Genomic DNA, 24,148 nt, shown 5'->3' on the forward strand with positions numbered 1-24,148 from the left:
ACAGGGCCTCCCCGGAAGTGTCCGGGGAGGCTCCGCGCACGCCTATTCGTCCTCGGGGCGCTCACCCTTCGGGCCACGGCCGCGTTCCGTCTTCGGGCCCCGGCTGCGCCACTTCGGCTCCTCCTGCAGGGACTCGTTCGCGGCGGTGTTCGCGTCCTGGTCGGAGACGCCGGAACGCTCCGCCTCCTTGCGCAGCCGCGCCCTGCGCGCGTCGTACTTCTTGCTGCCGGGTTCGGGTACGACGATCACCTCCAGCGCCCGGGTCCCCCCGGCACTTTCCGCAGGTGAACAGGCCTGCCCGCACCGGGTCCGGCGCCTCAGCCGGCCGTGTTCTCGACGTGCATGCGCACCTGCGCCTCCAGGCGCCGCAGACTGCCGTCCAGCGCGTCGAACACCGCCTGCTCGCCGGGATCGTCACCGGGGTCGAAGAACGACAGATGCACGGTCACCTCGCTGGCCCCGCTGCCGATACCGGAGACCTGCAGCCAGCCGGTGTAGCTGCCCTGCTCCCGGGTGCCCCACTCCAGGCGCATCTGGTCGGGCCGGGCCCGCAGCAGGGCGGCCATGTCCTGGCCGGAGCGGTCCTCGTGCACCGTGACCGCGGGCGGTTCCTCGGCCTCCACGTGCAGGGCGGCCGGCAGCCATGCGTCGAGCTGGCCCAGGTTGGACGCCTGGTCGAAGACCTGCTCGGGCTGTGCGGGCATCGTCCGGGACCATTCGTACTCGGTCATGGCACACCGCCCTCCGCTGGGAACTCGTACCCCGACCGCGTGCCCCTTTCGCGGCGACCGAAAAGCCCGCTGCCCCCGGCATGGCCACCGGGCTCCGCACGCCGTGAACTTGTCTGGTCAAGTTTGGTTGTGGTTCTTCCGCTCGACAGTCACGACCAGTACTCATATCCCGTTCGTTGCGCACAGTCAGGCCGTGCGGGGGCGCCCCTCACGGCATCCTCACCAACGGGACGAGGTACCACGTATGCGACTGCGCTGGAGATCCCTCGGCGGGCTTCTCACCCTCCTCGGCGCACTGATCGTCGCCGCTCCCGCCCCCGCCGGAGCGGCCGGGAGCAGCGGCAACCTGATCGTCAACGGCGACGCCGAGAGCGGTGGCTCCTGCACCTCCGACTGGGCGGCCGCCACCACGGTGCCCGGCTGGACCACCGAGGCCGGCGGTCCGGACGTCATGTGCCACAGCGTCGCCTCCTTCGGGCTGCCCAGCGACGGCCAGACGCCGGGCAAGGCGTTCTTCGGGCCCGGCAACTTCGGCGACGGAGCGATGACGCAGACCGTCGACGTCTCCTCGGCCGCCTCGGCCGTCGACGGCGGGGGAGTGCACTACAACCTCTCCGGCTGGCTCGGCGGCTGGACCACCTACAGCGGCTATGTCGCGGTGAGCCTGCACTTCCACGACGCGAACGGCCGCCCTGTCGGCGCCGCCGCCAAGCTGCCCACCGTCTCCGCGAGCGACCGGGGCCTGGCCACCAAGTTCCTCGCGCGCAGCACCACCGGCGCGGTTCCGGTCGGCACCCGCTCCATCCAGGTCGAGGTGCAGTTCCTGTCGACGAGCAGCGAGACCGGCTACCTCGACAACCTCTCCCTCACCCTGGACACCCCGGTCGCCGCGCCCGCCCCGCTGGCCCCGCCCGTCTCCAAGGTCCCCGGCTATGACCACGTCTTCATGGTCATGATGGAGAACACGGACTACTCCGAGGTCATGAACGACCCGGCGGACACGCCGTACATGCACAGCCTCATGACCCAGGGCGCCACGCTCACCGACCACCACGGCGTCTACCACCCGAGCGACGAGAACTACCTCGCCGTAGCCGGCGGCGACACCTACACCAAGGGTGCCACCTACTTCCCGAACATCAACTCTCCCGAGCGCAACCTCGGTGACACCCTGGAGGCGGCCGGCAAGTCCTGGAAGGCGTACGAGCAGGGCATGGGCACCCCCTGCAACACCAAGAACAACAACGACAGTTACTACCAGCCGGACGACGCGCCCTTCATCAACTACACCGACATCAGCGGCAACGCCTCCCGCTGCGCGGCCCACCTGTTCGACACCACGCAGCTGACCACCGACCTGAAGTCCGCGGCCACCACCCCGAACTTCTCCTGGATCGCCGCCGACGACTACTACGACGGCGAGGCCTCCGGCAACGGCAACACCACCAGCCTGAAGACCCAGGACGGCTGGCTGAAGCAGACCCTCGCCCCGGTCCTCGCCTCCCCCGCCTGGACCCAGCAGCGCTCGCTGCTGATCCTGACCTGGGACGAGAGCCAGAACGAGGCCTACAACCACGTGGTCACCACCGTCGTCGGCTCCCAGGGCACCGTCCCGACCGGCACCAGCAGCCCGTTCCACTACGACCACTACGGCATCGGCCGCACCATCGAAGCCGCCCTGGGCCTGCCCGGTCTCACGGCCAACGACACCTACGCGACACCGCTCAACGCCGCGTTCGCCCCGTCCGCCGCGAGCACGCCGACGCTTACCGGCGACCTGAACGCGGTCTCCGACGGCGGCAACGTCACCTTCCGCTACTCGGTTCCGTCGACGGCCCAGGTGAACGCCAAGAACTGGGTCGGCATCTACCCGGCCGGTGTCACCCCGGGCCAGCAGTCCTCGCTGACCTGGTCCTATGCGCCGAACGCCAGCGGCGCCCTGACCTTCTCGACCGGCAAACTGAACGGAGCGGGGAAGTACGACGTCTACTACCTCGCCAACGACGGCTACTCGGTCCTCGCCGGACCGTTCTCCCTGACCGTCGGCTGACCGGAACCGCCGGCTGACCCGCCACGACGGCTCACAGGCCCAGGGAGATGGCGACGCGGGTCAGCTCGGCGGTGTTGGTGATGTTGAGCTTGGCCCGGATGCGGCGCAGATAGGCGTCCACGGTATGGGTGGACAGTCCCATGTGGCGGGCCGTCTGGAGATAGGTGCGGCCGGCGGCGATGTGCCGGAGCGTCTCCCGCTCGCGCGGAGCCAGCGCGGGGGCGGGGGCTTCGGTGTGCGGCGTGGCGAGAGTGGCGATCATGGGACTGTCCTCCGGCGAGACATCTGGCCGTTTAGTGCGATTTGCCCTTGTTCCTCCAGATTGCTCGGCAGACGTCATGGCCGTGTCCGCCGACTGTCACAGCCGCGTCACAGGGAAAGGGAATTGGTTTGGACCACTTTTGAGGTGGCAGGTGAGGGCGCGCGCGACCGGGGAAAGGGCGGGTACCGCGTCAGGCGAGACCGGCCCGGTGGGCGTACAGCGCGGCCTGGACCCGGTTCTCCAGGCCCAGCCTGGTCAGGATGCGGTTGACCCGGCTCTTCACCGTCGCCTCGCTCAGCCCCAGATCCGCGGCGATCCTGGCGTTGGACAGCCCCCGCGCGACCAGCACCAGGACCTGGACCTCACGCTCGGTCAGCGACACGCCCGCCGGCACGGACGCGGATGCCGTCGGCACAAGCGCGGGCGGCAGCGCGGTGACGGTGTCGATGAGGCGCCGGGTGACGGTCGGGGCGAGCACGGACTCGCCCTCGGCCGCCGCGCGGAGGGCCTCGGCAAGCTGTTCGGGCCGGCTGTTCTTCAGCAGGAAGCCGACGGCCCCGGCACGCAGGGCCGCGTGCACGTACTCGTCCAGGTCGAAGGTGGTCAGCACCAGCACGCGCGGCACCGGACCCGGCCCCGGCCACTCCCGCACGATCCGCCGGGTCGCCTCCACACCGGTCGTGCCCGGCATGCGTACGTCCATCAGCACCACGTCCGGACGGAGCGCCACGGCCAGGGCGACCGCCTCCTCACCGTCGCCCGCCTCGCCGACGACGGACAGCCCCTCGCGCCGGTCGATGACGAGCCGCAGCGCCGTCCGCACGATCTCCTGGTCGTCCACCACCAGCACGCGTACGGTCATCGGTCCCCCTGCGCCGGGTCACGGCGTGCCGGGTCGGCGGCCCGCGCGGACAGCACCGCGCGCAGTCGCCAGCCGCCGTCCGGGTGCGGACCGGCGTCCAGCTCGCCGTCGAAGGCCGCCACTCGCTCCCGCATCCCGACGAGCCCCCGCCCGGGTGTGGCCGCCGTGGAGTTCCTGATCACCCAGGTGTCCCCGTTCGGCACGGCGTTCGGCTCCCTCGCCGTCACCCAGCACGGAGATCTCCCGCTCCTCCAGGTCGTCTCGGTGACCGGCCCGCGGGGCATCGGCTTCCTGGTCGCCTACGTGGCGAGCACCGTCAACCGCCTCTGGGAGCAGGCCTCTTGGCGCAGCGGGCTCGCGTGCATTGCCGTCCTGCTCGCTGTGCTGCTCGCCGGCGGTGCCCGGCTTGCCTTCTTCCCGCCGCAGGGCGCAACCGTACGGATCGCCGGCGTCACCCCCGGTCGTGGCGTCACCGACCCGCTCAAGGCCACGCTCGCCCGGTTCGGCAACGGGCCCGGAGGCGTAGCCGCCGCCCCCGCCGCCGCGGTGCGGCCCGCGATGACCGCGGTCGAGGACGACCTGCTCGCGGCCACCCGCCGTGAGGCCGCCGCCGGCGCGAAGATCGTGATCTGGCCGGAGAACGCCGTGCGGACCCGGGAGCCGGACGAGGCCGCCGCCATCGCCGCCGCACAGCGGCAGGCCCGCAGCTCAGGCGTCTACCTGGGGATCGGGGTCCGCGTCTACAGCGCGACCCCGCCCGCATACGGACGGGACGAGGCCCTGCTCATCGACCCCCGCGGCAAGCTGCTCTGGACCTATCAGAAGGCCCATCCCATTCCCGGTTCCGAGCGCTTCACGCCCGGCGACGGCCATGTCCCCGTCGTCCGCACACCGTACGGCCGGCTCGCGGGCGTCATCTGCTACGACGCCGACTTTCCGGCCCTGATGCGCACCCGGGCCGACATCATGCTCGTCCCCTCGCACGACTGGAAGCAGTACGGCGCCGCGCACACCGACAAGGCGGGCCTGCGCGCCGTGGAGAACGGGTACAGCCTGATCCGCCAGGACGCGGAAGGGTTCTCGGCCGCCTACGGCGCCGAGGGGCATGTCCTCGCCACCTCGGACTACTTCGCGACCGACCGGCAGACCATGGTGGCCTACGTCCCCGTGCACGGCGTCACGACGGTCTACGACCGCATCGGCGACACCTTCGCCTGGCTCTGCCTGGCCGCGCTCGCCGTGTTCGCGGTCACCGCCGTCGTCCGGCCCCGGCGCCCGGAGGACCGCTGAGGCGCTGGGCGACGGCGGCGCGCGCCGTCCGCTCGACCAGGGAGATGCCGTCGCTCATCGAGGCGCTGCCGTTCGACAGGACCGCGACGAGCCAGCGGTGTCCGTTCACGGTGACCTGCCCGACGCTGTTGACGTCCCACAGGCCCGTGGTGTTGCGCTGCAGCCAGCCGTTCTTCAGCGCCCGCGCGCTGCCGGAGCCGCCGGCGGCCGAGACTCCCCAGGTCTGCTCCGGGATGACCTTGCCCATGAGGCTGCGGACGTAGGTCCGGGACTGCGCGTTCAGGGCCGACTTCCCGGTGGAGCCGGACTTCCCCGTTGCGTCCCCGTCGAACACGGCCCGCAACAGCCGCATCTGGTCGCTCGCGGTCGTCCGGGTCAGGCCCCACTTGACGCCAGGCCCGCCCGTCGTCGAGGTCAGTCCCAGTCGCTTGTTCGCCGCCGCCAGCCCGGAGGCCTGGCCGATCTCGCGCCAGAGCGCGTTGGCCGCCGTGTTGTCGCTGCGCTCGATCATCGGCTCGGCGTGGCCGCGCTCGGCGGCGGTGAGCTGTCGTCCCGCGTCCTGTGCCCGGAGCAGCAGCGCCGCGAGGATGTCGACCTTGACGATGCTGGCGGTGTCGTACGCGGTGTCCTCCCCGTGCACCACGGGGGTGCGGCCGGTGGCGTCCAGGTCGAGCACGGCCGCCGTGGCGTGCGGGGAGGCGGCCCGCGCGGGGGCGGAAGCGGCCGCGGCCGGTGCCGGGTGCAGCACGCCGACGGAGGCAAGGGCCGCGGCCGAGGCCAGCAGGGCGCCGGCCCGCGTGCGCGCGAAGGTGAGGAATGGGTAAGACGGCATGGCGTCGAACGTAGACAAATCGCGTGCCGGGCGGCGTGGCGGCGGTCACCTTCGGGTCTGTTCGCGGCGAATTGTGAGAAGAGCCACCGACGCCGCCGATGGGACGCATCCGCCGTCCGGGCGCGGGTCGATACGGGGTGGGAGCCGGGGCCTCGCCTATCGTCGGCCAGACACCGACATCCGGAGTGATCATGGAAAAGGCGGATGAACTGGTTGGTGTCGTCGACGGCGTGACGGCCGTCCCCGTCGGTTCGCCGTCCGTACGCCGCATCCGGCCGTGGCCGCTCGGTGCCGCCCTCGTGATCGCGCTCGGTGCCGTCGCCCTGCTCGTCCTCGCCGGCACCCGGTGGGTGAACCAGCCGGCCGTCCAAGCCTGGCGCACCGTGTGCCTCGCCATCACCGTCCAGGCCCTGCCCTTCCTGCTCCTCGGCACCGTCCTGTCCGGCGCGATCAGCGCCTTCGTGCCGGCCGACCTGTTCACCAAGGTCCTGCCGAAGCGTCCCGCCCTCGCCGTGCCCGTCGCCGGTGCCGCGGGCGCGGTGCTGCCCGGGTGCGAGTGCGCATCCGTCCCCGTCGCCCACAGCCTGATCCGGCGCGGTGTCACCCCGGCCGCTGCCTTCGCCTTCCTGCTCTCCGCGCCCGCCATCAACCCCGTCGTGCTGACCGCCACCGCCGTCGCCTTCCCGGGCAACCCCGCGATGGTCGCCGCCCGGCTGCTCGCGTCCCTCGCCACGGCGGCCGTGATGGGCTGGCTCTGGCTCTGGCTGGGCAAGGAGAAGTGGCTGCGGCCGGTCCTGCGGCAGCGGCACTCCGGGCACCGGCCGGGCCACAGCCGCCTGCGCGAGTTCCGGCTCGGCTTCCAGCACGACTTCCTGCACGCCGGCGGCTTCCTCGTCCTCGGCGCCATGGCCGCCGCCACCTTCAACGTCGCGGTGCCGCGCTCCGTCCTGGACGCCTTCTCCGGCTCACCCTGGCTCTCGGTGCTCTTCCTGGCCGGGCTCGCCGTGCTGCTGGCGGTCTGTTCGGAGGCAGACGCCTTCGTCGCCGCCTCGCTCACCGGGTTCTCCCCGGCCGCCCGGCTCGCGTTCATGGTGGTCGGCCCGATGGTCGACCTGAAGCTGATCGCCCTTCAGGCGGGCACCTTCGGGCGGGCCTTCGCCTGGCGGTTCTCCACGGCCACCACCCTCGTGGCGGTCGCCGCGAGCGTTCTGATCGGAGGCGCGCTGCTGTGAGACGCCCGGCCCAGACCTTGCTCCTGACCCTGACCGGCCTCGGCCTGCTGCGCACGGCCCTGTTCACCGACACCTATCTGCGCTACGTCAAGTCCGGTCTGCGGCCGCCGCTCATCGCCTCCGGCGTGGTCCTGCTACTGCTCGGCCTGGCCGCGGCGGCCGCACAGGGCGGACAGGAGCACACCGCCCACGAGGACCACGCACCCGGTCACGACCACTCCGGCGCCCCGCGCATCGCCTGGCTGCTGTTCCTCCCGGCGATCAGCCTGCTCTGCTACGCACCGCCCGCCCTGGGCGCGTACACCGCTGCACGCTCGAACTCCAAGCCGGTCGCGGTGCAGAGAGGATTCGCTCCACTGCCCGCCACCTCACCGCTGCCCCTGACCCTCACCGACTTCACCAAGCGCGTCCAACAGGACCCCAGCCGGGCCGTCAGGAGCCGGCTCGTCCAGCTCACAGGCTTCGTCACCCCGGCCGAGGACGGCGACGGCTGGTACCTGACCCGTATCGTCTTCACGTGCTGCGCGGCGGACTCCCAGACCGTCAAGATCCGCGTGTACGGCACCGAGGCCCGGCCCGCGAACACCTGGCTCGCGGTGACCGGCACCTGGCACCCTCACGGCACCCTCGGGACCAGGACCGCGCAGGCGGCCCTCGACGCCAGGGACACCCGCCCCATGGCCCAGCCGGTGAACGCCTACACCGACGATCTGCCGCTCATGCCGTCCTAGCCGTCGTACCCGACCGACCGGGAGTCCGAGGCGCCGGCCGCGCGGAGCCCTTCGCGGACCTGGCCGGCGTGTCGGTGAGGAGGACGCCCGTCACCAGGGAGGGACGGATGCGCACGGCGTGGTCCATGCCCTCCTCCGGCGTCCAGGGGGTGACCAGGGTCCGGACCCGGGCCAGGTCCGCGGGATCCGTGACGAGCCGGGCGTAGCCCGTGACCACCACGCTCCAGCCCAGATGCGTGTCCGGGTCGATCGAGTCGGCCTCGTAGGCGACCACCACACCCTCGCCGCCGCCCTGCTGCGTGTGCGCGGTCAGGGCGGTGCCTTCTTGGGTGCGGATCACGATGTCGCCGCCGTCGAGGACGTGATTGACCGGACGGACGGTGGGCAGTGCCTGCCGCGTGAAGACGATCCGCCCCAGGGACACACTGTCCAGCAGCCGCAGCGCCTCCGCCGGTTCGAGGTCGATGCGCCGGTGCGCCGGCTCGCGGTTACGGATCATTCCAGTCTTCTTCGCGGGTGCATGACTCTCCCCGTCTCTCGCCGGCCCCCGCCGCGCGGCGGCGATCCCGGGGGCGAAGCGGCACCGCGGGGGATCGGTGCCGCTCCTGCTCCCCACTGTCCTGCGGCCCACGGGGTCCACCCAGTGTCCTTCGGCCCACGGCGACAGGGCCGGATGTCCCGATTCCGCCGGTCGGCAGGGGGTGGCGCGAAGTCGTCGGGAGGCGCTTGCGCGCTCGCCCCGCCGCCATCCGGCTTTGAGGTGCACGATGGTGTGGTGACACTCGACGGCCGGGTCCGGGAGACCGCCCCGAGCCCGCTTGCCGCCCGCCCGGCCCGATCCGCCCGGCGAGGGGCACGCGGTGTGGGTGCGGCGAGGCCGCCGGTGCGCGAGAGGAGGCGGTGACGATGAACCGGACACCTCCCACGACGGTCACGGAGGCACGGCTGTGGCGCTGGCGGCGCAATCCGCTCCGGCGGCACAGTGACGTCGTCGAGGCCTGGATAGTCCTCGCGACCTGGGTGATCGCCGTCCTCGGCGGAGCCGCCGCCGGTCTCGTGGCGGCCCAGAGCGCCGGCGCGGCGTTCTCCGCCCGCGAGGCCCAGGTGCACGCGGTGTCCGCCGTGCTCACCGACGGCGCGGCGCGGACCCCGGCCTACGGGACCGGCTACGACGACGGGCGGGTGTGGGCCACCGTGCGCTGGACGGACGCCCAGGGCACCGTGCACACCGACCGGGCCAAGGTCGCGCCTGGCGCCCCCACCGGATCCCAGGTGACCGTGTGGACCAACCGCGCGGGCCATGTGGTCTCCGCGCCGGTCACCGGCGCCGCCGCCGATCTGCAGGCGGCCCTCACCGGCGTCCTCGTCGCCCCGTCGGCCGGCGCGGCGGTCTGGGGCGCCGGCTGGGTGGTCCGCAGCCGGCTGATCAAGCGGCGCATGGCCGAGTGGGACGAGGAGTGGAAGCAGATCGGTCCCCGGTGGGGGAACCTCAGCGGCGGCCGAGGCTGACCACTCGGCACCGGGCCCCGCGCCGCGAGCACCGGGAGTCGCTGCCCGGCTCGGGTGGAGGGAGCCGGATCCGGACCACGACTCCAGGAGGCGTCCGCGCGCAGTCGCCGGACGACCGGTGCGACGCGATGGGACGGCAGGGCGGGAAGGGCCACCCGCTTCTCGCGGATCCGGATTGCGCGGTGCACGGCTGCCGGCCGCTTCTCCGCGTCTGTTCTCGGTCCTTCCCGCCAGTACCAGCACACCACGGAAACCGCCGTCCCACCAGGCCCCGAGCCCTCCGCGGTCGACCCGGGCCCGGCCCGCCCCCCGACGCCTCCTAGTGACCCGGGCTCCCGCCCACGACCGGTGCGGTACGTCGGGTCAGGCCTTGTGCAGGACGACGAGGAGCACCAGCAGCACGGTGGCGCCGGCGGTCGTCCCGTGGGCGACCACGGCCGTGAGCGGGAAGTGCCGCTCGGCCGTGGCGTCCCCGTGGGAGTGGCGCCCGGAACTGGGCAGCCAGCGCAGCAGCATCATGAAGCCGAACGTGGCCACGATGAGCACCACCGCGCATGCCGCCCAGGCCGAACTCCGCACGCCTCCCACCACATAGGCGGTCCAGGCCGCGAGTCCGGTCACGGCGAGGGCCACATGCCCGAGCACGAGCCACAGCGGCAGCCGCGTCACCCCGGGCGTGCGCTGCCGCAGTCCGCCGTGCCGGACCCACACAGTGGCGAGGTATCCGCCGAGCCCGGCGGTCAGCAGCCACGCGAACAGAACGAAGACTCCCATACGTCCCGATCCCCCTGTCCTGGATAAGGCCGGGCCCTGTGGCGGCCTCAGGGCTGCCTGGCTCAGCACACCGCAGAGGGCGGGAGGAGTCCGGACGTCCATCCGCCGATTCACCCGTAGGGATGAAAAGTGGCCCGGCTGTCCCCGCGGGCCGCCCGAAGGGTGCAAGACCGTGCTGTTCAGGCCACTGTGTCCTCTCGGGCCCGCCGCACCACCGGTGCGGCGGCCGCAGCCGACGCCTTCAGCGCCGGGATCAGGGCGGCGACTCGTTCGAGCTGGTCGCGCTGGGAGGCCAGGTCGACGGCGCCCAGGCGGACGACGAGGTGCCGGGCGCCGGCCTCGACGAACCGGGTGAGCCGGGCGCGTACCTCCTCCGCGGAGCCGGTGACGACCGCCTGGATCCGTTCCAGCTCCGCCAGTGGCATGCCGTAGACGGCCCGCGCGTACGCGTCCAGGCCACGTCGGCGTGACGTCCTGGGCCCGGCGCCCGGAGAGCTCCCTCGACGGCCCCGGGCTGGCCCCGGCGCGTACGGCGATCGACCACATCCTGCGCGGGCATCTGCCGTATCCGGCGCTGGTCGTGGACCGGGGCGGTGAACTGATCGCCGCGAACGCGGCGTTCGAGGTGCTCACCGAAGGTGCGGCCCCGGAACTCGTCGGCCCCGGCACGAACGTCTACCGGCTCGCACTGCATCCGCGCGGGGTCGCCCCGCGCATCGGCAACCTCGCCGAGTGGTCCCGGCACATCCTGGACCGCCTCGGTCACCTGCCCGACCTGCGGGACGAACTCGGCGAATACATCCCCGAGCTGGAGCCGTCAGGCGATCCCCTCGGCTTCGCGGTCCCGCTGCACCTGCGCTCCTCGTACGGCGAACTGCGGCTGATGACGACCGTGACGACCTTCGCCACCGCCGTCGACATCACCCTCGCCGGGCTCAAACCGGAGGCGTTCCTGCCGGCCGACCCGGCGACCCAGCAGGCCCTGGCCACGGCCGCGGCACACCGGGACGACCAGGAGCCCGACAGCCCGCCGCGGTCTTGTCCCGGGCCGCCCCACCCACTTCAATGCTCGTACCTCCCGCAGGAGAACCCCTGTCCCATCCACCCAGGCCTCGTACAGCGTCGCGAGCGCCCGTGTCTCAGCGCTCCCTGCGCCGACGGCGCCGATCGGGCTCCGCCGCCCGCCGTCTCCCTCCTGGATCAGTCCCGCGAGTTGCCGAACAGGATGCGGTAACCGATGAGCAGCACCAGGGAGCCGGCGATCGCCGCGCCCCAGGTGTAGAGGTCGAAGAAGTGCTTCTCCACCGGCCGGTCGAGGAAGCGGGCGGAGAGCCAGCCGCCGATGAAGGATCCCGCGACGCCGATGAGGGTGGTGCCGATCAGGCCGCCCGGGTCGCGGCCGGGCAGCAGGATCTTCGCGATGGCTCCGGCGAACAGGCCCAGGATGATCCAGCCGATGATGCCCATGGAGTTGTTCCTCCCGTCGGGTCGGGATCCGCGCCGAGTGCGCCGGAGACCGACACTTGTTTTCCTGCTTGCGCAAGGCTAGGGGCCGGTCGAGGGGGCCGGACAAGGGGCGTTGGCCTCCGGCGAGGCTCTGGTGATGACCCGTCGAGGTTCTGCTACATGATTAAGACATTGCGCAATCGTGGAACTCGGAGTGGTCCCCGGACGTCGATCATGATGGATGCCGGAAGTGCGAGCGGCTGCGGAGGGCGTGGATGAGTGTGACCCTGACCAAGGGCGGCAATGTGTCGCTGAGCAAGCAGGCCCCCGGTCTGACTGCTGTGACGGTCGGGCTGGGCTGGCAGGCGAACACCGGGTACGAACCGGACGCGGGCGCGCTGCTGTGCGCCCCGTCGGGCAAGGTGCCGTCCGACGAGCACTTCGTCTTCTTCAACAACCTGAGCAGTCCCGACGGTTCGGTCCGCCATCTGGGCGGCGGCAGCCCGGTCGACGGCGACGACCAGCGGATCCAGGTCGATCTGACCAGGGTCCCGGGCGAGATCGAGAAGATCGTCTTCACGGTGTCGCTGTACGAGGGCGCGAGCCGCGGCCAGGCCTTCGGGCAGGTGCACCGCGCGCACATCCGCGTCCTCGACCGGGAAACCGGCACCGAACTGGCCCGCTACGACCTCGCGTCCGGCGGTCTGTCGACCGAGACCGCACTCGTCTTCGGCGAGCTGTACCGGCACGGCGCGGAGTGGAAGTTCCGCGCGGTCGGGCAGGGTTACGCCTCGGGGCTCGCCGGCATCGCCACCGACTACGGCGTCTCCGTGCTCAGGGAGACGTCCCCGAGCCCGGTCTCGGACCCGGTCGCCGCATCGCGGACGCACGCCGGCACGCATGTGCCGCCCGCCCCATCGAAGCCGCCGGTCGCCGCCTCGTCGGCCCCGGCATTCCCCACATCACCGCACACCACCGGGAGTTCCAGCGTGACCTGCTTCTTCGACCCCAACCACGGCCCTGGCGCGACGACCGTGACCTGGTCGCCGCAGTGGGGCGTGCCCCGGCCCGTCCAGGTCTGCGGCGCCTGTGCGCAGCGCGTGCAGACCACCGTGCCGCCGTTCTACACCCCGCCGCAGCAGGGCTATGCGCAGCCCGTGGCGCAGGGCTATCCACAACAGGGTTACCCCCAGCAGGGTTACCCCCAGCAGGCGTACGGCGAGCCGTACGCGGACCACGACCATCACCAGGGCGGCGGCCGGCGCTTCGGCGCGGGTGCGCTCATCGGTGCCGGTGCGGCAGGGCTCATCGGCGGCGCGCTGCTCAACGAGGCGTTCGACGACGACGAGCCGGAGGTCGTGGTCAACAACTTCTACGAGGACTGACCTCCGGAACCGACCCCTACACTGGGTGCGCGCATGTGCGTCGGCTGTGACGAGGGCGGGGACAGGAGAGGGCTGTGACGGAGAGCGCCGCTGGCTTCGAAGACCCGCCCGCCGAGGTGCTGGCCGAAGCCGCCGCGGCGTTCGGCCTGCTCGCGTCCTCCGCCCGGCTGCATCTGATGTGGGCCCTGTCACAGGGGGAGAGCGATGTCACGCATCTCGCCGACCGGGTGGGCGGAGCGCTTCCGGCGGTCAGCCAGCACCTGGCGAAGCTCAAGCTCGCCGGACTCGTCCGCGCCCGCCGTGAGGGCCGGCGGCAGGTCTACTACATCGACGATCCCGACGTCGTGACCTTGGTCCGGGTGATGGTGGGGCAGCTGACCGCGCGCTCGACGCACACCGCCACCCCGGCCTACGACCTGCGCAGGATCGGCGGCTGAGAGCATCGCGCCAACCGGCCGGTCCCAGGACCGGCCCCTGCTCTGTGGCGCTCTCTCGTCCAAGGTCTATATGTCGTTCTTATGTGAGGCGCGTAGACTCCCGCTCCCGTACCGAGCTCGGTCCGCACGGCGATTCATGAGATGCCTCACCTGTGAATCATGTGTGTATCTGTGCAGTTCGGGCAGCAAGTTTGTTAGATTGCGCAACCACGCAAGCAAGGGCGGAGCGGCGCGCTTCGCCCGCCCGTACATCGCCGCCCGGGGCGGGCCGTACACCCCACGGCCCGGTCCGACGGGCCCGACCGTTCATGGGAGTGGGAGATGAGCGACCCGTGGGACGGGCCCACCGGGCAGGCCACGCGTAGCCATGGCGCGCGGGTGCCCGGACAGCGAGCAGCCGAGCCCGACGGGTCGCCTCCGCCGGGCGGCCGGGCCGCGGCGCGGGCGGCTGCCCGTGGGCGCGGCGGCGGTCGGGGGCGCCGAGGCCGTCCGGTGGGCCGCGGCACGAAGGCGCTGAAGATCCTCGGCATAGGCATGTCGGCGGTCATCGTGGTCACCGCAGGTGCGGGCTGGTGGTTCTACGAGCACCTGAACGGCAACATCCACAGCGTCGCGCTCGACGGCAAGGGCGGTGCCGAGAAGGCCGACGCCTTCGGCCGCACCCCGATCAACATCCTGGTGATGGGCTCGGACGGCCGGACCAGTGCGGCCGACTGCAAACTCGGCGGCGGCTGCTCGAAGACCGGGGTGCAGAGCGGCAGCAACGCGGACGTGGAGATGGTGCTGCACGTCTCCGCGGACCGGTCCAACGCGACGGTGATGAGCATCCCGCGCGACACCATGGCCCAGGTACCGGCCTGCAAGGACGGTGAGACGGGCCAGTCCACGTCCGGATACTACGGCCAGATCAACAGCGCCCTGCAGTACGGCCCCGCCTGTCAGGTCGCCACGGTCCACCAGCTCACCGGCATCCCGATCGACCACTTCGTCAAGCTCGACTTCTCCGGCGTCGTGAAGATGTCCGACGCGATCGGGGGTGTCTCCGTCTGTGTCAGCGACGACGTGTACGACACCTACTCCCATCTGAAGCTGTCCCAGGGCACCCACACCCTCAAGGGCGAGGCGGCGCTGGAGTTCGTCCGCTCCCGGCACGGCTTCGGTGACGGCAGCGATCTCGGCCGTACGATCTCGCAGCACATCTTCCTCAGCGCGATGATCCGCAAGTTCAAGAGCGCGGGCACGCTCACCGACCCCACCGCGGTCTACGGCCTCGCGGACGCCGCCACCAAGGCGCTGACCGTGGACGACGGCCTGGGCAGCGTGAAGAAGCTGATCTCGCTCGCGTCGGACGTCAACAAGGTGCCGACCAAGCGGATGACGTTCACGACGATGCAGACGGCCCCCGACCCGAACAACAAGGACCGGGTGCTCGTGGGCGCCGGTGCCAAGACGCTGTTCTCCACGATCGCCAACGACCAGTCGCTGACCACCGGCTCCGGCCAGAAGGCCGCGGCGGCCTCGGCGACCGCGAAGGCCACCGCCTCGGCCGTGCCCGCCTCGCAGATAGCCGTCACGGTCGAGAACGGCACCACGGTCACCGGCCGCGCCTCGGCCGTCGCGACGGCCCTGACCGACCAGGGCTTCAGCTCCGGCACGACCACGGCCAACGCACCGAGCCCGGTGACGACCAGCACGCTGACCTACGGCACCGATCAGAAGGCGGAGGCCGAGACGGTCGCCAAGGCGCTCGGCCTGTCCTCCTCGCACCTGAAGCAGGGCACCGGCAGTGGCCTGACCCTGGTCATCGGCAGCGACTGGCCCAGCGGCACCACCTTCCCGGGCGGCAAGTCCGCACCCACGCCGGCCGACACCAAGGCCGCCGTCGGAGGCGCCCACGCCTCCACCGCCGACCAGGCCAGGACCTGCGCCAAGGTCAGCCCCTACAAGACGGTCAACCTCAACGGCGTCCCCATGACACCGGCCCAGGCCTACGCCGCGGCACGCGGCAAGCCCGACTCAGACTCCTGACCGGACGGCGACCGAGCCGGTGACCCGGTCGTACTGTTGCGCAAGACCGCACGTCAAGAGCGAGGCCAAGGCCATGAAGGAGGACGACGCCGCCGGGCCGTCCAGCGCTCCCACGGTCGAGAGCGGGCCGACCGACTGAGCCGCGTGCACCGTGCGCGTCAGGGGCTGGCGATGTCGAAGCCGTAGCGCAGGGGCTCGCTGGTGACGGTGTAGTCGCGTCGGTACAGATACACCGCCTCGGCACGTATGCCGCCGGGCGGTGCGGCCTCGACCTGGCAGGGGTACGTCACCTGGATCACACGCGGCCGGTCGGAGACCTTCATCCGCAGCCCGTCCGCCGGCCCGCCGTCGAGCACGGCGGTCTCCCAACCCGTCACCTCGGTAGTCTCCACGCAGCAAAGTTTAGCGGTTGCGCAAGTTTCGCTCCCGTGAGCCGGGTCACCGACGGCCGCCGGTGGATCTCAGGGCCCGACTACGCAGGTCGTTGCGAGGCGGCCGCTTCGGGGCGCAGGTCGGACAGGGTGAGCGGGTGGGCCGGTGCGTCGGACACGGCGACATGAGACGTCACCCGGAGATCGGGGCCGATGTGGAGCAACTCGCCGGGCGCCATGAGCTGCCAGTGCGGGCTCTCGTCCATGGGCTCGCTGGCCACGACGACCGCCGGACGATCACCGAGATGCGCGGAGCGCACCCGCAGATGACCGTGCCGGCCGGAGTGGTCGAGATGCCGCGAGCCGTGGTGACCGCCTGCCGGGCGCCGCAGGACGTACAACTCGTGGGTGGCGGGATAGCGCAGGGCCCAGAGCTCCTGCGCGGTGACAAGAATGATGTTGAGCGCGTACAGGGGCAGGTTCCCGGCGACCCAGCGGGCCGCGGACGCGAGACCGGCGGACACGTTCCCGCCGTGCGCCGCCGTCTCCCGCGTGACCAGGGCGAAGAAGCGCTCGGAGTCGGTGTCCCCGTGCACCAGTGAGCGGTCCTCGCCGAGATGGCGGTCGAGCTCCTCCAGACCCTCGATCACACCGTTGTGCGCGAACAGCCGCCCGTCCTGCTCGAAGGGGTGTGTATTGCGCACCTCCAGCCCGCCGGTCGAGGCGTAGCGGATGTGCGCGAGGAAGGTGGCCGACTCGACCTCCCGGGCCTCCCGGGCGAAGGCGCGGTCCTCGTACGCGGCGATCGCCGCCTTGTGCACCTCCGGCGTGCCGTCCGCCTCGAAGTACCCGAGCCCGGTGCCGTCGGGCTCACGGCGGCTCTGCACGCTGAGACTGTCGGGCGCGTCCAGCAGCCAGAACGTGGCATGTGTGCGCAGCGGGGAACTGATGAGCCCGAACAGTCGGCACACGACATCCTCCTCGTCACCCGTCCTCCGCCGAGCCCCGTCGTCCGGTGCCCCGGACGACCATGCTCCCGCGCCCCGTACGTTCGCGCACTCGCGCCACGGAGGAATCCGGCCCCGCACTCAGCGCCTTCGCCCCGCCGACGGATTCCTCAAGCGGTCGGTCGCAGTACCGAGTCGAGCGCCGCGTCGATCGTCGGATGAGCGAAGGCGAAACCCGCCTTGTGCCAGGGCGGCCGGTACGACGCGTGCGCTGCATGTGATGCTCCCGGCGAACTCGCCGAGCGCCGCGCGCCGGGCGAAGGCCGGGACGGCGGTGAGCGCCGGACGGTGCAGGGCGCGGCTCAGTGCCCGGGTCACCTGGCGGTTCGTGAGCGGTTCGGGGGCCGTGAAGTTGACGGGGCCGGAGAGCTCCTCGGTGTCGAGGGCGAAGCGGAGCGCCGCGGGGCGGACCACCTGGTGGCCGTCGGCGAGGAGGGAGCGGGTGAGGGCGGAGCCGATGAGTCCGGTGGATCCGGTGATCGCGACGCGCGTGGCGTCCTCCCGAGAGGCTCGGGCTTCAAATTTGAATCATGGCGCACGATACAGCGGTTGCTTGTGTTTCAAGTAAAGCGACGAAGCCGGCCCGCCCCGGACCGCGTCGACCTGGCGCGGCCCACCAGATCCACGGCGGCCGGCTGCCACTCGGGATACGCGAAGTCGAACCCGGCCGCCGCCAGCCGGCCCGGGACCACCCGGCGGCTCTTGAGCAGCAACTCCGTGTCCGAACGCAGCGCGAAGGCCCCCAGCTCGGCCATCCACCGGGTCGCCGGCAGCCCCACGGGGACGCCCCGGGCCGTACGCAGCGTCCGCATGAACTCCCGCTGCGGGAGCGGGCCGGGGGAGGCCAGGTTGACCGGGCCCTCGATGTCGTCCCGGTCGATCAGGAACTTCACCGCCCGTACGAAGTCCGTGTCGTGGATCCAGGAGACGTACTGCGCACCGCCGGCGACCGGCCCGCCCAGTCCCAGCCGGGCCAGCCCGAGCAGCACGTCGAAGACCCCGCCCCGGTCCGGGCTCATCACCATCGCCGAGCGCAGTGCCACCTTCCGCGTCGCCGGTGTCGGTGCCTCGGCCTGGGCGCGTTCCCAGTTCCTGGCGATGTCGACGCTGTAGGCCCAGTAGTCCGGAACTCCGGTCTCCGAGCCGCCGATCACGCCGGTTGCCTCGTCGTTCGGCGCGTCGAAGCGATGGGCGTAGATCGTCGCCGTACTCATCTGCAGCCACACCCGCGGCGGTTGCGCGGCGGCGGCGATCGCCCGCCCCACCACGCGCGCCGAGGTCACCCGCGAATCCATCATGGCCCGCAGGTTCTCGGCGGTGTAGCGGCAGGAGACGCTGCGTCCGGCCAGGTTGATGACGACGTCGCTGCCGTCGACCATCTCGGCCCAGCGGCCCAGCGTGGTCCCGTCCCAGCCGACCTGCCGCTCACCCGTCGGACGCCGGGTCACCACAATGACCTCATGACCGGCCGCCGTCAGCGCACGATCGAGAATCGTGCCGATCTGTCCGGTTCCCCCAGGCAGAACTACCTTCATCGAGCCCCCTCGGTTCGGTACCCCCAGCGTAGCCCTAGATTTGAACGCGTTCAAAAGAATGAGCGTCGACAACTGCCCAAGAGCACCTTTCTGTTGACATGTGCTGCGGTAAGGTACGAGCTGTTTGGTTTAATTTTCAGCTTGAGGAGGGTCCATGGCTCAGCAGGAGCGAGCTGTCCGGACCCGGCGTGCTGTTCTGGAAGCCGCCGCCGCGGTGTTCGCCGAGCGCGGCTACGCGGCGGCCACCATCGCCGAGATCCTCACCAGGGCCGGCGTGACCAAGGGCGCCCTGTACTTCCACTTCGACTCCAAGGCCGCACTCGCCCAGGGTGTGCTGCAGGAGCAGATGAGCACGGAGTACCACGTCCCCCGGGAACTGAAGTTGCAGGAGTGGGTGGACGCGGGCATGACCCTGGCGGAGCGGCTGCCGCGGGAGCCGATGCTGCTCGCGGGCGTCCGGCTCTCGGCCGACCTGCAGGGCCGCGATGTCTTCGGCAGCGCATGGCCGGCCTGGGCCGAGCTGGCCGGCTCGCTCCTGACGGAGGCCAAGGAGCGCGGTGAGGTACTCCCGCACGTGGTGCCCGACGAGACCGCCCAGGTCTTCCTCGGCGCGTGGATCGGGGTGCAGTTCGTGTCGCAGGCCGTCGCGCACTGGGCCGACCTCGACCACCGTATGTCGGCCCTCTTCAACCATCTGCTCCCCGCCATCGCCGCCCCGGCCGTCCTCGTCCGCCTCGACACCGCGCCGGACCGGGGGGCCAGGGTGATCGCGGAGGTCCGGCAGCGGCCGGCGGCGACTCTGGCGGGCGTCAACAGCTGAGTCGGTCCGTGTGCTGGGCCCCGTGGCGCCCGTGATGGCAGTTCATAGCAAACCGCTGGGTCGGTTTCCTGTCATGCCGGCAGGTTGAGCGGATGACGTCGATGCCCACGATCCTGTTGCTGCCCGGGAGTCCACGGAGGGATTCCGCCAACGAGGCCGTGCGTAATTCGTTGGACAACTTCTTTACGGAAGGTCAGCGTTGGTGCAATGGAGCAGGAGAAGATCTGGGACGCAGCTGTCGCCCGGCGCTACGACACGCCCGGCACCGGCATGTTCGCTCCCGAGGTTCTGACCCCCACGGTGGAACGCCTCGCCGAGCTCGCGGACGGCGGAGCGGCACTGGAGTTCGCGATCGGGACCGGCCGGGTCGCCGTCCCGCTGGCCGAGCGAGGGGTTCCCGTCACCGGCATCGAGCTGTCCGGGCCGATGGTGGAGCAACTGCGGACCAAGGCCGACGAAGCCACGATCCCCGTGGTCATGGGTGACATGGCGACGACCCTCGCCCCGGGGACGTACAGCCTCGTCTACCTCGTCTACAACACGATCTCCAATCTGCTCACACAGGCCGAGCAGGTCGAGTGCTTCCGCAACGCCGCCCGCCATCTCGCGCCCGGCGGCCGGTTCGTGATCGAACTGTGGGTGCCGGAGCTGCGCACGCTTCCCCCCGGGCAAGGAGGCCACCGTGTGGCGCGCCGACGCCGGCTATGTCGGGCTGGACACCTACGACGTCCTCAACCAGCGTGTCGTGTCGCACCACTTCCGCTTCGACGAGACCGAGGAGGCCCGGCTGTACCGCAGCCCGCACCGATACATCTGGCCGTCCGAGCTCGACCTCATGGCCCAACTGGCCGGATTCGAGCGGGAGTCCAGGCATGCCGACTGGTCCGGCAGCGAGTTCACCGCCGACTCGCGTTCCCATGTCTCGGTGTACCGGCTGCCGCTGACGCGCTAGTCGGCCCCGGCGCCCCACCCCACCGGTCGGATGCGGCATCAGGAAGGCAGCAGCCGCAGCGCGTACAACGCGGCCCCCAGGTCGGCGAGGGCCATCGGGTCGGTGAGCGGACGCCCGATCAGCTCCTCGATGCGGCGCAGCCGGTAGCGCACGGTGTTGGGGTGGACGAAGAGCCGTTCCGCGGCCCCGGCGGCCACTCCGCCCGAGGCGAACCAGTGACCGAGGGTCTGCAGCAGCCGCGCCCGCTCCGCCTCCGGCAGTTCGAGGAGCGGGCCCAAGGACACCTCGACCAGCCGGCTCGCCTCCGCCGGGGCGGCGGCCACCAGCATCGCCAGCGGGCTGTCGTCGAACCGGGTGACCCCAGGACCCTCGCCGGGCAGTCCGGCCAGGGCCAACCGGGCGAACCGCAGCGCCTGCGGCGTGTCCCGCAGCGAGTCGAACCGTGGGCTGACGCCGACCCGGGCGCGCCGGCGGCGCAGTGCGCGCAGGCTCACCGTCTCCGCGTCCCGGTGTCCGAGCGAGACCAGCCCGATCTGCTGGTCCGGCAGCAGCCGCCACACCGAGGGCACGCCGGAGCGGCGCAGGGCCGCCTCGATGCCGGGCAGCGGCTCCTGTCCGGGATCGGGCACCGACGCGGCCACCACCGCGTACGGCCCGCGCTCCGGCAGACCGAGCTGCCGGGCCGCCTCCCACGGCGTCGTACGATCCGCGAGGGCGCCCGTGAACAACGCCTCGGCCAGGGCCGACCGGCGGGCCTCCCGCTGCAGCGCCAGCTCGGCGCTGGCCTCGCGGTAGGCGGCGGCCACGGCCTCCGCGTACCGGCCGAACAGCGCCCAGATCTCCGAGGACCCCGCCACCAGCTCCGCGTCCGTGACCTCCGGATGCCTGCGTGCCTCGTCGACCATCTCCGACCACAGCAGCTCGAAACCGACCCGGTAGGCGTGCAGTGTGTCCGCCAGCGGCACGCCCTGCTCGGCGCGCAGCCGTCCGGTCTGCTGAGCGGCTCCGACATCGGGTTCCGCGCCGTAGGCGAAGCGTCCGAGGAGCAGATCGGCGTTGCCCTCGCAGGACTCCCTGAGCGACGTGAAGGGGATCAGCGAGTCGTCCGCGTACGACTCGACCTCCGCACGAATGCGCTCGACCATCCGCTCGCCCAGCTCCGGAAGGCGCCCGCGCAGCGCCGCCCCCACATTCGACAGACTCATACCCGCAGCGTACGAGGCTCATTTTGGTCCCGGGAACAACTCCGGCACGGGCGAACTGTGGGCGTCACCATGGACGCCCCTGACCGTGCACGCGACCATGCCGGGAGCGCTCGCGGTGGGACCCGCGAGCGTGGCGGGAGCATGCGTGCGAGGAGGCATCATGGCCAATCTGGCGGAATTCCTGGTGGACACGGCGCGACGGCTGCCCGAGCGCCCGGCGCTGCGGCTCGGCACGGCGACCACCAGCTACGCCGAGCTCGACCGGTTCAGCGCCCAGGCCGCCGCACTGCTGCGCGGCGAGGGCCTGCGCACTGGCGACCGGGTCGCGCTGATGCTCCCGAACGTGCCCGAGTTCGTCGTCCTGTACTACGCCGTCCTGCGCGCCGGCGGCATCGTGGTGCCGATGAACCCGCTGCTGAAGGAGCGCGAGACCGAGTACCACCTGCGGGACTCCGGCGCCGTACTGCTCTTCGAGTGGCACCAGGCGCCCGGCGAGGGCGCCGCGGGCGCGGCCGCCGCCGGCGTGCGGCACCTGACGGTCGAACCGGCCGCCTTCGCCGCCGAACTGGCGTACCTGGAGCCCGAATACCAGGTGACGGCCGCCGCCGACGACGACATCGCCGTGCTGCTCTACACCTCGGGCACCACGGGCCGTCCCAAGGGCGCCGCGCTCACCCACGCCGGGCTGCGCCACAACACCGAGGTCAACGTCACCGAGGTCCAGCGGCTGACCTCCGACGACGTGATCGTCGGCTGCCTGCCGCTGTTCCACATCTTCGGGCAGACCTGCACCATGAACGTCGCCGTTCGCAGTGGCGCGTCCCTCACCCTCGTCCCCCGCTTCGAGCCGCAGACCGTGCTCGACGCCATCGCCCGCGACCGGGCGACCGTCTTCGAGGGCGTCCCCACCATGTACGCGGCGCTGCTCCAGCACCCGGGCGCCGACGCGGCCGACGTGTCCAGCCTGCGCATGTGTGTCTCGGGCGGCGCCTCCCTGCCGGTGGAGATCCTGCACGGGTTCGAGCGGCGCTACGGCTGCATGGTGCTGGAGGGCTTCGGCATGTCCGAGACCAGCCCCGTCGTCTCCTTCAACCACCCCGACCGTCCGCGCAAGCCCGGATCCATCGGCACCCCCGTCCGCGACGTCGAGGTCCGGCTGCTCGACGACTCGGGTCGGGACGTCGCACCGGGGGAGGTCGGTGAACTGGCCGTGCGCGGGCCCAACGTGATGAAGGAGTACTGGCACCGCCCCGAGGAGACGGCCGCCGCCATCCCCGACGGCTGGCTGCGCACCGGCGACCTGGCCCGCCAGGACGAGGACGGCTATCTGTACATCGTCGACCGGAAGAAGGACCTGATCATCCGCGGCGGCTACAACGTCTACCCGCGCGAGATCGAGGAGGTGCTGCACGAGCATCCCGCCGTCGCCCTCGCCGCGGTCCTCGGGGTGCCCGACGAGCGGCTCGGCGAGGAGGTGGTCGCCGCGGTCGTCCTGCGCCCGGGAGCCCAGGCGGACACCGAGGAGTTGCAGCGGTTCGTCCGGGACCGGGTCGCCGCCTACAAGTACCCGCGCCGGGTCTGGCTGACGGACGCGCTGCCGATGGGCCCGAGCGGCAAGATCCTCAAGCGGGAGATCACCGCGCCGACGTCCTGAGTTCAGCCCCCGGCCGTGTGAACGGGCCGTTCACAATAAGCAGTTGACGTCATGTCGTGTTGAACGCAACCCTTGTCGCATGTCATCGACCGCCGATCACACCGACCCCTTCAACCCTCCGCGGCCGGAGCAGGCGCGGGCCCAGCGGGTCCACGCCTGCCTCTTCCGCATCGCCGAGCGGCATGCGGCGACGGACGGGCAACGACGTCGGCAGACCCACCCGTCGGTCCTCGCGCCGCACGAGGCCGTCCGGCTCGTGACGTTCCTGCTGAGCGGGGCGGCACTGCTCGACGAGGGCGAGCCGGAGGTGGACCGGGCCGACATCACGGCCGCGTTGAGCCTCGTGCCGCTGGTGCGAGCGGAGCTGGACGAACTGGAGGCCTCGCTCCTCCGGATGGCCCGCGGCCGGGGCATGACCTGGCCCGAGATAGCCTTCGGCCTCGGACTCGGCACCCCGCAGGCCGCCAGACAGCGATACGAACGACTGGCCGACCGCACCACCGCCGACGACGAGGACGCCTGACACCTGGACCGGCCGCCGGCCGCCGGGCCTGAAGGAGAGTCTGCACATCCGCCCCTGAGTCATCGCACATGCCTCACCCCTCCGCGCCGGGATGGCAACGTCCGTCAACTGCCGCAGCCCGCCGCCGTCCGGCCGCAGCGACCACAGATGGAAGCCTCCGCCGCGATAGCCGCACACGGCCAGCGTCGGCCTGTCGGGGGACAGCGCGGGGCGCGTCGCCTCCAGCTCCCAGCCGGTCACCTGTACGGCCGTCCCCCCGTCCCGGGGCACCCGCCACAGCACCCCCTGCACCTCGGCGATCAGGTCACCGCCGGCCCGGCTGCCGGTGACCGAACCCCCGGTCATCCGGGTGCAGATGAGGAACCGCCCCCCGTCGCCGGCCCGCACACCGGGCCCGCCCGGCAGCCCGACCGCCGTCGCCGCCCGTGGGGAGACCGCCGCTGTGACCAGCCCTGCCGCCGCCGTCCCGAGAAACCCGCGCCGACCCACGCTGCCGAAGTCCATCCCGGTCC

At 71.7% G+C, this 24,148-nt stretch carries 25 protein-coding genes and 3 pseudogenes; 13 read left to right on the forward strand and 15 right to left on the reverse strand.

Translation table 11 applies throughout. The features are described from left to right. Nucleotides 1–42: 42 nt before the first annotated feature. Nucleotides 43–249 carry a hypothetical protein gene (locus tag ACFYOH_RS25540; RefSeq protein WP_388629602.1) on the reverse strand — a complete coding sequence of 69 codons (207 nt, stop codon included), beginning with the start codon at nucleotides 247–249 and terminating at the stop codon, nucleotides 43–45. A gap of 68 nt (nucleotides 250–317) precedes the next feature. Then, on the reverse strand, nucleotides 318–731 hold the full coding sequence (locus ACFYOH_RS25545; RefSeq protein WP_388629604.1) for an SRPBCC family protein: 414 nt from the start codon (nucleotides 729–731) through the stop codon (nucleotides 318–320). A gap of 244 nt (nucleotides 732–975) precedes the next feature. Here ACFYOH_RS25545 and ACFYOH_RS25550 point away from each other — a divergent pair, with 244 nt between their 5' ends. Beyond that, nucleotides 976–2,781: an alkaline phosphatase family protein gene (locus ACFYOH_RS25550; RefSeq protein ID WP_388629607.1), complete on the forward strand. Its 1,806-nt coding sequence runs from the start codon at nucleotides 976–978 to the stop codon at nucleotides 2,779–2,781. A 31-nt stretch (nucleotides 2,782–2,812) separates the two neighbouring features. Here ACFYOH_RS25550 and ACFYOH_RS25555 read toward each other — a convergent pair whose 3' ends face one another. The 3 genes from ACFYOH_RS25555 to ACFYOH_RS25565 all read right to left on the reverse strand — a co-directional run bounded on the left by ACFYOH_RS25555 (nucleotide 2,813) and on the right by ACFYOH_RS25565 (nucleotide 4,087). Next, nucleotides 2,813–3,043 (reverse strand): response regulator transcription factor, encoded by a 231-nt coding sequence (locus ACFYOH_RS25555; RefSeq protein WP_388629609.1) that lies wholly within the window; start codon nucleotides 3,041–3,043, stop codon nucleotides 2,813–2,815. A 190-nt stretch (nucleotides 3,044–3,233) separates the two neighbouring features. Beyond that, on the reverse strand, nucleotides 3,234–3,905 hold the full coding sequence (locus tag ACFYOH_RS25560) for a response regulator (protein ID WP_388629612.1): 672 nt from the start codon (nucleotides 3,903–3,905) through the stop codon (nucleotides 3,234–3,236). After that, nucleotides 3,902–4,087 (reverse strand): hypothetical protein, encoded by a 186-nt coding sequence (locus ACFYOH_RS25565; RefSeq protein ID WP_388629615.1) that lies wholly within the window; start codon nucleotides 4,085–4,087, stop codon nucleotides 3,902–3,904. The genes ACFYOH_RS25560 and ACFYOH_RS25565 overlap by 4 nt, the downstream gene beginning before the upstream one ends. Here ACFYOH_RS25565 and ACFYOH_RS25570 point away from each other — a divergent pair. Further along, nucleotides 4,071–5,195, forward strand: a complete 1,125-nt coding sequence (locus ACFYOH_RS25570; protein ID WP_388629618.1) for a nitrilase-related carbon-nitrogen hydrolase — start codon at nucleotides 4,071–4,073, stop codon at nucleotides 5,193–5,195. The genes ACFYOH_RS25565 and ACFYOH_RS25570 overlap by 17 nt on opposite strands. Here the strand turns inward: ACFYOH_RS25570 and ACFYOH_RS25575 are convergent. Further along, complete coding sequence (locus ACFYOH_RS25575; RefSeq protein WP_388629620.1) at nucleotides 5,155–6,027, reverse strand: serine hydrolase; 873 nt, start codon at nucleotides 6,025–6,027, stop codon at nucleotides 5,155–5,157. The two genes, ACFYOH_RS25570 and ACFYOH_RS25575, sit on opposite strands and share 41 nt — an antisense overlap. A gap of 191 nt (nucleotides 6,028–6,218) precedes the next feature. Here ACFYOH_RS25575 and ACFYOH_RS25580 point away from each other — a divergent pair, with 191 nt between their 5' ends. Further along, entirely contained in the window at nucleotides 6,219–7,259 is a 1,041-nt protein-coding gene (locus tag ACFYOH_RS25580) for a permease (RefSeq protein ID WP_388629623.1), read from the forward strand. Continuing rightward, nucleotides 7,256–7,990 carry a TIGR03943 family putative permease subunit gene (locus ACFYOH_RS25585; protein WP_388629626.1) on the forward strand — a complete coding sequence of 245 codons (735 nt, stop codon included), beginning with the start codon at nucleotides 7,256–7,258 and terminating at the stop codon, nucleotides 7,988–7,990. The genes ACFYOH_RS25580 and ACFYOH_RS25585 overlap by 4 nt, the downstream gene beginning before the upstream one ends. On the opposite strand, the gene ACFYOH_RS25590 is transcribed toward ACFYOH_RS25585, so the two are convergent. Further along, nucleotides 7,977–8,489 (reverse strand): pyridoxamine 5'-phosphate oxidase family protein, encoded by a 513-nt coding sequence (locus ACFYOH_RS25590; protein WP_388629629.1) that lies wholly within the window; start codon nucleotides 8,487–8,489, stop codon nucleotides 7,977–7,979. The two genes, ACFYOH_RS25585 and ACFYOH_RS25590, sit on opposite strands and share 14 nt — an antisense overlap. 407 nt (nucleotides 8,490–8,896) lie before the next feature. On the opposite strand from ACFYOH_RS25590, the gene ACFYOH_RS25595 reads away from it, so the two are divergent. Then, nucleotides 8,897–9,499, forward strand: a complete 603-nt coding sequence (locus tag ACFYOH_RS25595; protein ID WP_388629632.1) for a hypothetical protein — start codon at nucleotides 8,897–8,899, stop codon at nucleotides 9,497–9,499. 363 nt (nucleotides 9,500–9,862) lie between these two features. Here the strand turns inward: ACFYOH_RS25595 and ACFYOH_RS25600 are convergent, their stop codons facing one another. Continuing rightward, on the reverse strand, nucleotides 9,863–10,273 hold the full coding sequence (locus tag ACFYOH_RS25600) for a hypothetical protein (protein ID WP_388629635.1): 411 nt from the start codon (nucleotides 10,271–10,273) through the stop codon (nucleotides 9,863–9,865). 179 nt (nucleotides 10,274–10,452) lie between these two features. Continuing rightward, complete coding sequence (locus ACFYOH_RS25605) at nucleotides 10,453–10,698, reverse strand: hypothetical protein (RefSeq protein ID WP_388629638.1); 246 nt, start codon at nucleotides 10,696–10,698, stop codon at nucleotides 10,453–10,455. Between the two features lie 62 nt (nucleotides 10,699–10,760). Between ACFYOH_RS25605 and ACFYOH_RS25610 the strand changes: the two are divergent. Continuing rightward, nucleotides 10,761–11,279 (forward strand): annotated as a pseudogene (locus tag ACFYOH_RS25610) (transcriptional regulator); the annotation flags it as partial. 194 nt (nucleotides 11,280–11,473) lie between these two features. On the opposite strand, the gene ACFYOH_RS25615 reads toward ACFYOH_RS25610, so the two are convergent. Then, entirely contained in the window at nucleotides 11,474–11,740 is a 267-nt protein-coding gene (locus ACFYOH_RS25615; RefSeq protein ID WP_388629641.1) for a GlsB/YeaQ/YmgE family stress response membrane protein, read from the reverse strand. Nucleotides 11,741–11,994: 254 nt separating this feature from the next. Here ACFYOH_RS25615 and ACFYOH_RS25620 point away from each other — a divergent pair. The 3 genes and pseudogenes from ACFYOH_RS25620 to ACFYOH_RS25630 all read left to right on the forward strand — a co-directional run. Then, a pseudogene (locus ACFYOH_RS25620) lies at nucleotides 11,995–12,552 on the forward strand (TerD family protein); the annotation flags it as partial. A 626-nt stretch (nucleotides 12,553–13,178) separates the two neighbouring features. Then, entirely contained in the window at nucleotides 13,179–13,541 is a 363-nt protein-coding gene (locus ACFYOH_RS25625) for an ArsR/SmtB family transcription factor (protein WP_388629644.1), read from the forward strand. A gap of 321 nt (nucleotides 13,542–13,862) precedes the next feature. Beyond that, the gene (locus tag ACFYOH_RS25630; protein ID WP_388629647.1) at nucleotides 13,863–15,569 is read left to right on the forward strand and encodes an LCP family protein; all 1,707 of its coding nucleotides are present in this window, start codon (nucleotides 13,863–13,865) and stop codon (nucleotides 15,567–15,569) included. A 158-nt stretch (nucleotides 15,570–15,727) separates the two neighbouring features. On the opposite strand, the gene ACFYOH_RS25635 is transcribed toward ACFYOH_RS25630, so the two are convergent. The 4 genes from ACFYOH_RS25635 to ACFYOH_RS25650 form a co-directional block, all read right to left on the reverse strand. Next, the gene (locus ACFYOH_RS25635; RefSeq protein ID WP_388629650.1) at nucleotides 15,728–15,961 is read right to left on the reverse strand and encodes a hypothetical protein; all 234 of its coding nucleotides are present in this window, start codon (nucleotides 15,959–15,961) and stop codon (nucleotides 15,728–15,730) included. 80 nt (nucleotides 15,962–16,041) lie between these two features. Then, nucleotides 16,042–16,911: a class II glutamine amidotransferase gene (locus ACFYOH_RS25640; RefSeq protein ID WP_388629653.1), complete on the reverse strand. Its 870-nt coding sequence runs from the start codon at nucleotides 16,909–16,911 to the stop codon at nucleotides 16,042–16,044. Between the two features lie 117 nt (nucleotides 16,912–17,028). Continuing rightward, nucleotides 17,029–17,427 (reverse strand): DUF1731 domain-containing protein, encoded by a 399-nt coding sequence (locus tag ACFYOH_RS25645; RefSeq protein WP_388630167.1) that lies wholly within the window; start codon nucleotides 17,425–17,427, stop codon nucleotides 17,029–17,031. 80 nt (nucleotides 17,428–17,507) lie between these two features. Continuing rightward, nucleotides 17,508–18,482 (reverse strand): TIGR01777 family oxidoreductase, encoded by a 975-nt coding sequence (locus ACFYOH_RS25650; RefSeq protein WP_388629656.1) that lies wholly within the window; start codon nucleotides 18,480–18,482, stop codon nucleotides 17,508–17,510. A gap of 154 nt (nucleotides 18,483–18,636) precedes the next feature. Between ACFYOH_RS25650 and ACFYOH_RS25655 the strand changes: the two genes are divergently transcribed. Together ACFYOH_RS25655 and ACFYOH_RS25660 are read left to right on the forward strand one after the other, a co-directional pair. Further along, entirely contained in the window at nucleotides 18,637–19,302 is a 666-nt protein-coding gene (locus ACFYOH_RS25655; protein ID WP_388629658.1) for a ScbR family autoregulator-binding transcription factor, read from the forward strand. Between the two features lie 207 nt (nucleotides 19,303–19,509). Then, nucleotides 19,510–20,254, forward strand: a pseudogene (locus tag ACFYOH_RS25660) (class I SAM-dependent methyltransferase). 38 nt (nucleotides 20,255–20,292) lie between these two features. Here the strand turns inward: ACFYOH_RS25660 and ACFYOH_RS25665 are convergent. After that, entirely contained in the window at nucleotides 20,293–21,459 is a 1,167-nt protein-coding gene (locus tag ACFYOH_RS25665; protein WP_388629661.1) for a PucR family transcriptional regulator, read from the reverse strand. A gap of 160 nt (nucleotides 21,460–21,619) precedes the next feature. Here ACFYOH_RS25665 and ACFYOH_RS25670 point away from each other — a divergent pair, with 160 nt between their 5' ends. Both ACFYOH_RS25670 and ACFYOH_RS25675 read left to right on the forward strand, forming a co-directional pair. Then, nucleotides 21,620–23,113: a long-chain fatty acid--CoA ligase gene (locus ACFYOH_RS25670; RefSeq protein ID WP_388629664.1), complete on the forward strand. Its 1,494-nt coding sequence runs from the start codon at nucleotides 21,620–21,622 to the stop codon at nucleotides 23,111–23,113. Nucleotides 23,114–23,192: 79 nt separating this feature from the next. Further along, nucleotides 23,193–23,636 carry a DNA-binding protein gene (locus tag ACFYOH_RS25675; RefSeq protein ID WP_388629667.1) on the forward strand — a complete coding sequence of 148 codons (444 nt, stop codon included), beginning with the start codon at nucleotides 23,193–23,195 and terminating at the stop codon, nucleotides 23,634–23,636. Nucleotides 23,637–24,148: the final 512 nt, after the last annotated feature.

It is taken from the genome of Streptomyces sp. NPDC007856, assembly GCF_042868225.1.
In the GTDB taxonomy this organism is placed as follows: domain Bacteria; phylum Actinomycetota; class Actinomycetes; order Streptomycetales; family Streptomycetaceae; genus Streptomyces.

Bases quoted from the DNA above. Each gene is read 5' to 3' on its own strand.
- ACFYOH_RS25670 (WP_388629664.1), top strand. From the start codon at position 21,620: ATGGCCAATCTGGCGGAATTCCTGGTGGACACGGCGCGACGGCTGCCC.
- ACFYOH_RS25595 (WP_388629632.1), top strand. From the start codon at position 8,897: ATGAACCGGACACCTCCCACGACGGTCACGGAGGCACGGCTGTGGCGC.
- ACFYOH_RS25545 (WP_388629604.1), bottom strand. From the start codon at position 731: ATGACCGAGTACGAATGGTCCCGGACGATGCCCGCACAGCCCGAGCAG.
- ACFYOH_RS25615 (WP_388629641.1), bottom strand. From the start codon at position 11,740: ATGGGCATCATCGGCTGGATCATCCTGGGCCTGTTCGCCGGAGCCATC.
- ACFYOH_RS25560 (WP_388629612.1), bottom strand. From the start codon at position 3,905: ATGACCGTACGCGTGCTGGTGGTGGACGACCAGGAGATCGTGCGGACG.
- ACFYOH_RS25550 (WP_388629607.1), top strand. From the start codon at position 976: ATGCGACTGCGCTGGAGATCCCTCGGCGGGCTTCTCACCCTCCTCGGC.
- ACFYOH_RS25675 (WP_388629667.1), top strand. From the start codon at position 23,193: ATGTCATCGACCGCCGATCACACCGACCCCTTCAACCCTCCGCGGCCG.
- ACFYOH_RS25555 (WP_388629609.1), bottom strand. From the start codon at position 3,043: ATGATCGCCACTCTCGCCACGCCGCACACCGAAGCCCCCGCCCCCGCG.
- ACFYOH_RS25630 (WP_388629647.1), top strand. From the start codon at position 13,863: ATGAGCGACCCGTGGGACGGGCCCACCGGGCAGGCCACGCGTAGCCAT.
- ACFYOH_RS25580 (WP_388629623.1), top strand. From the start codon at position 6,219: ATGGAAAAGGCGGATGAACTGGTTGGTGTCGTCGACGGCGTGACGGCC.
- ACFYOH_RS25655 (WP_388629658.1), top strand. From the start codon at position 18,637: ATGGCTCAGCAGGAGCGAGCTGTCCGGACCCGGCGTGCTGTTCTGGAA.
- ACFYOH_RS25600 (WP_388629635.1), bottom strand. From the start codon at position 10,273: ATGGGAGTCTTCGTTCTGTTCGCGTGGCTGCTGACCGCCGGGCTCGGC.
- ACFYOH_RS25650 (WP_388629656.1), bottom strand. From the start codon at position 18,482: ATGAAGGTAGTTCTGCCTGGGGGAACCGGACAGATCGGCACGATTCTC.
- ACFYOH_RS25665 (WP_388629661.1), bottom strand. From the start codon at position 21,459: ATGAGTCTGTCGAATGTGGGGGCGGCGCTGCGCGGGCGCCTTCCGGAG.
- ACFYOH_RS25590 (WP_388629629.1), bottom strand. From the start codon at position 8,489: ATGATCCGTAACCGCGAGCCGGCGCACCGGCGCATCGACCTCGAACCG.
- ACFYOH_RS25605 (WP_388629638.1), bottom strand. From the start codon at position 10,698: ATGCCACTGGCGGAGCTGGAACGGATCCAGGCGGTCGTCACCGGCTCC.
- ACFYOH_RS25575 (WP_388629620.1), bottom strand. From the start codon at position 6,027: ATGCCGTCTTACCCATTCCTCACCTTCGCGCGCACGCGGGCCGGCGCC.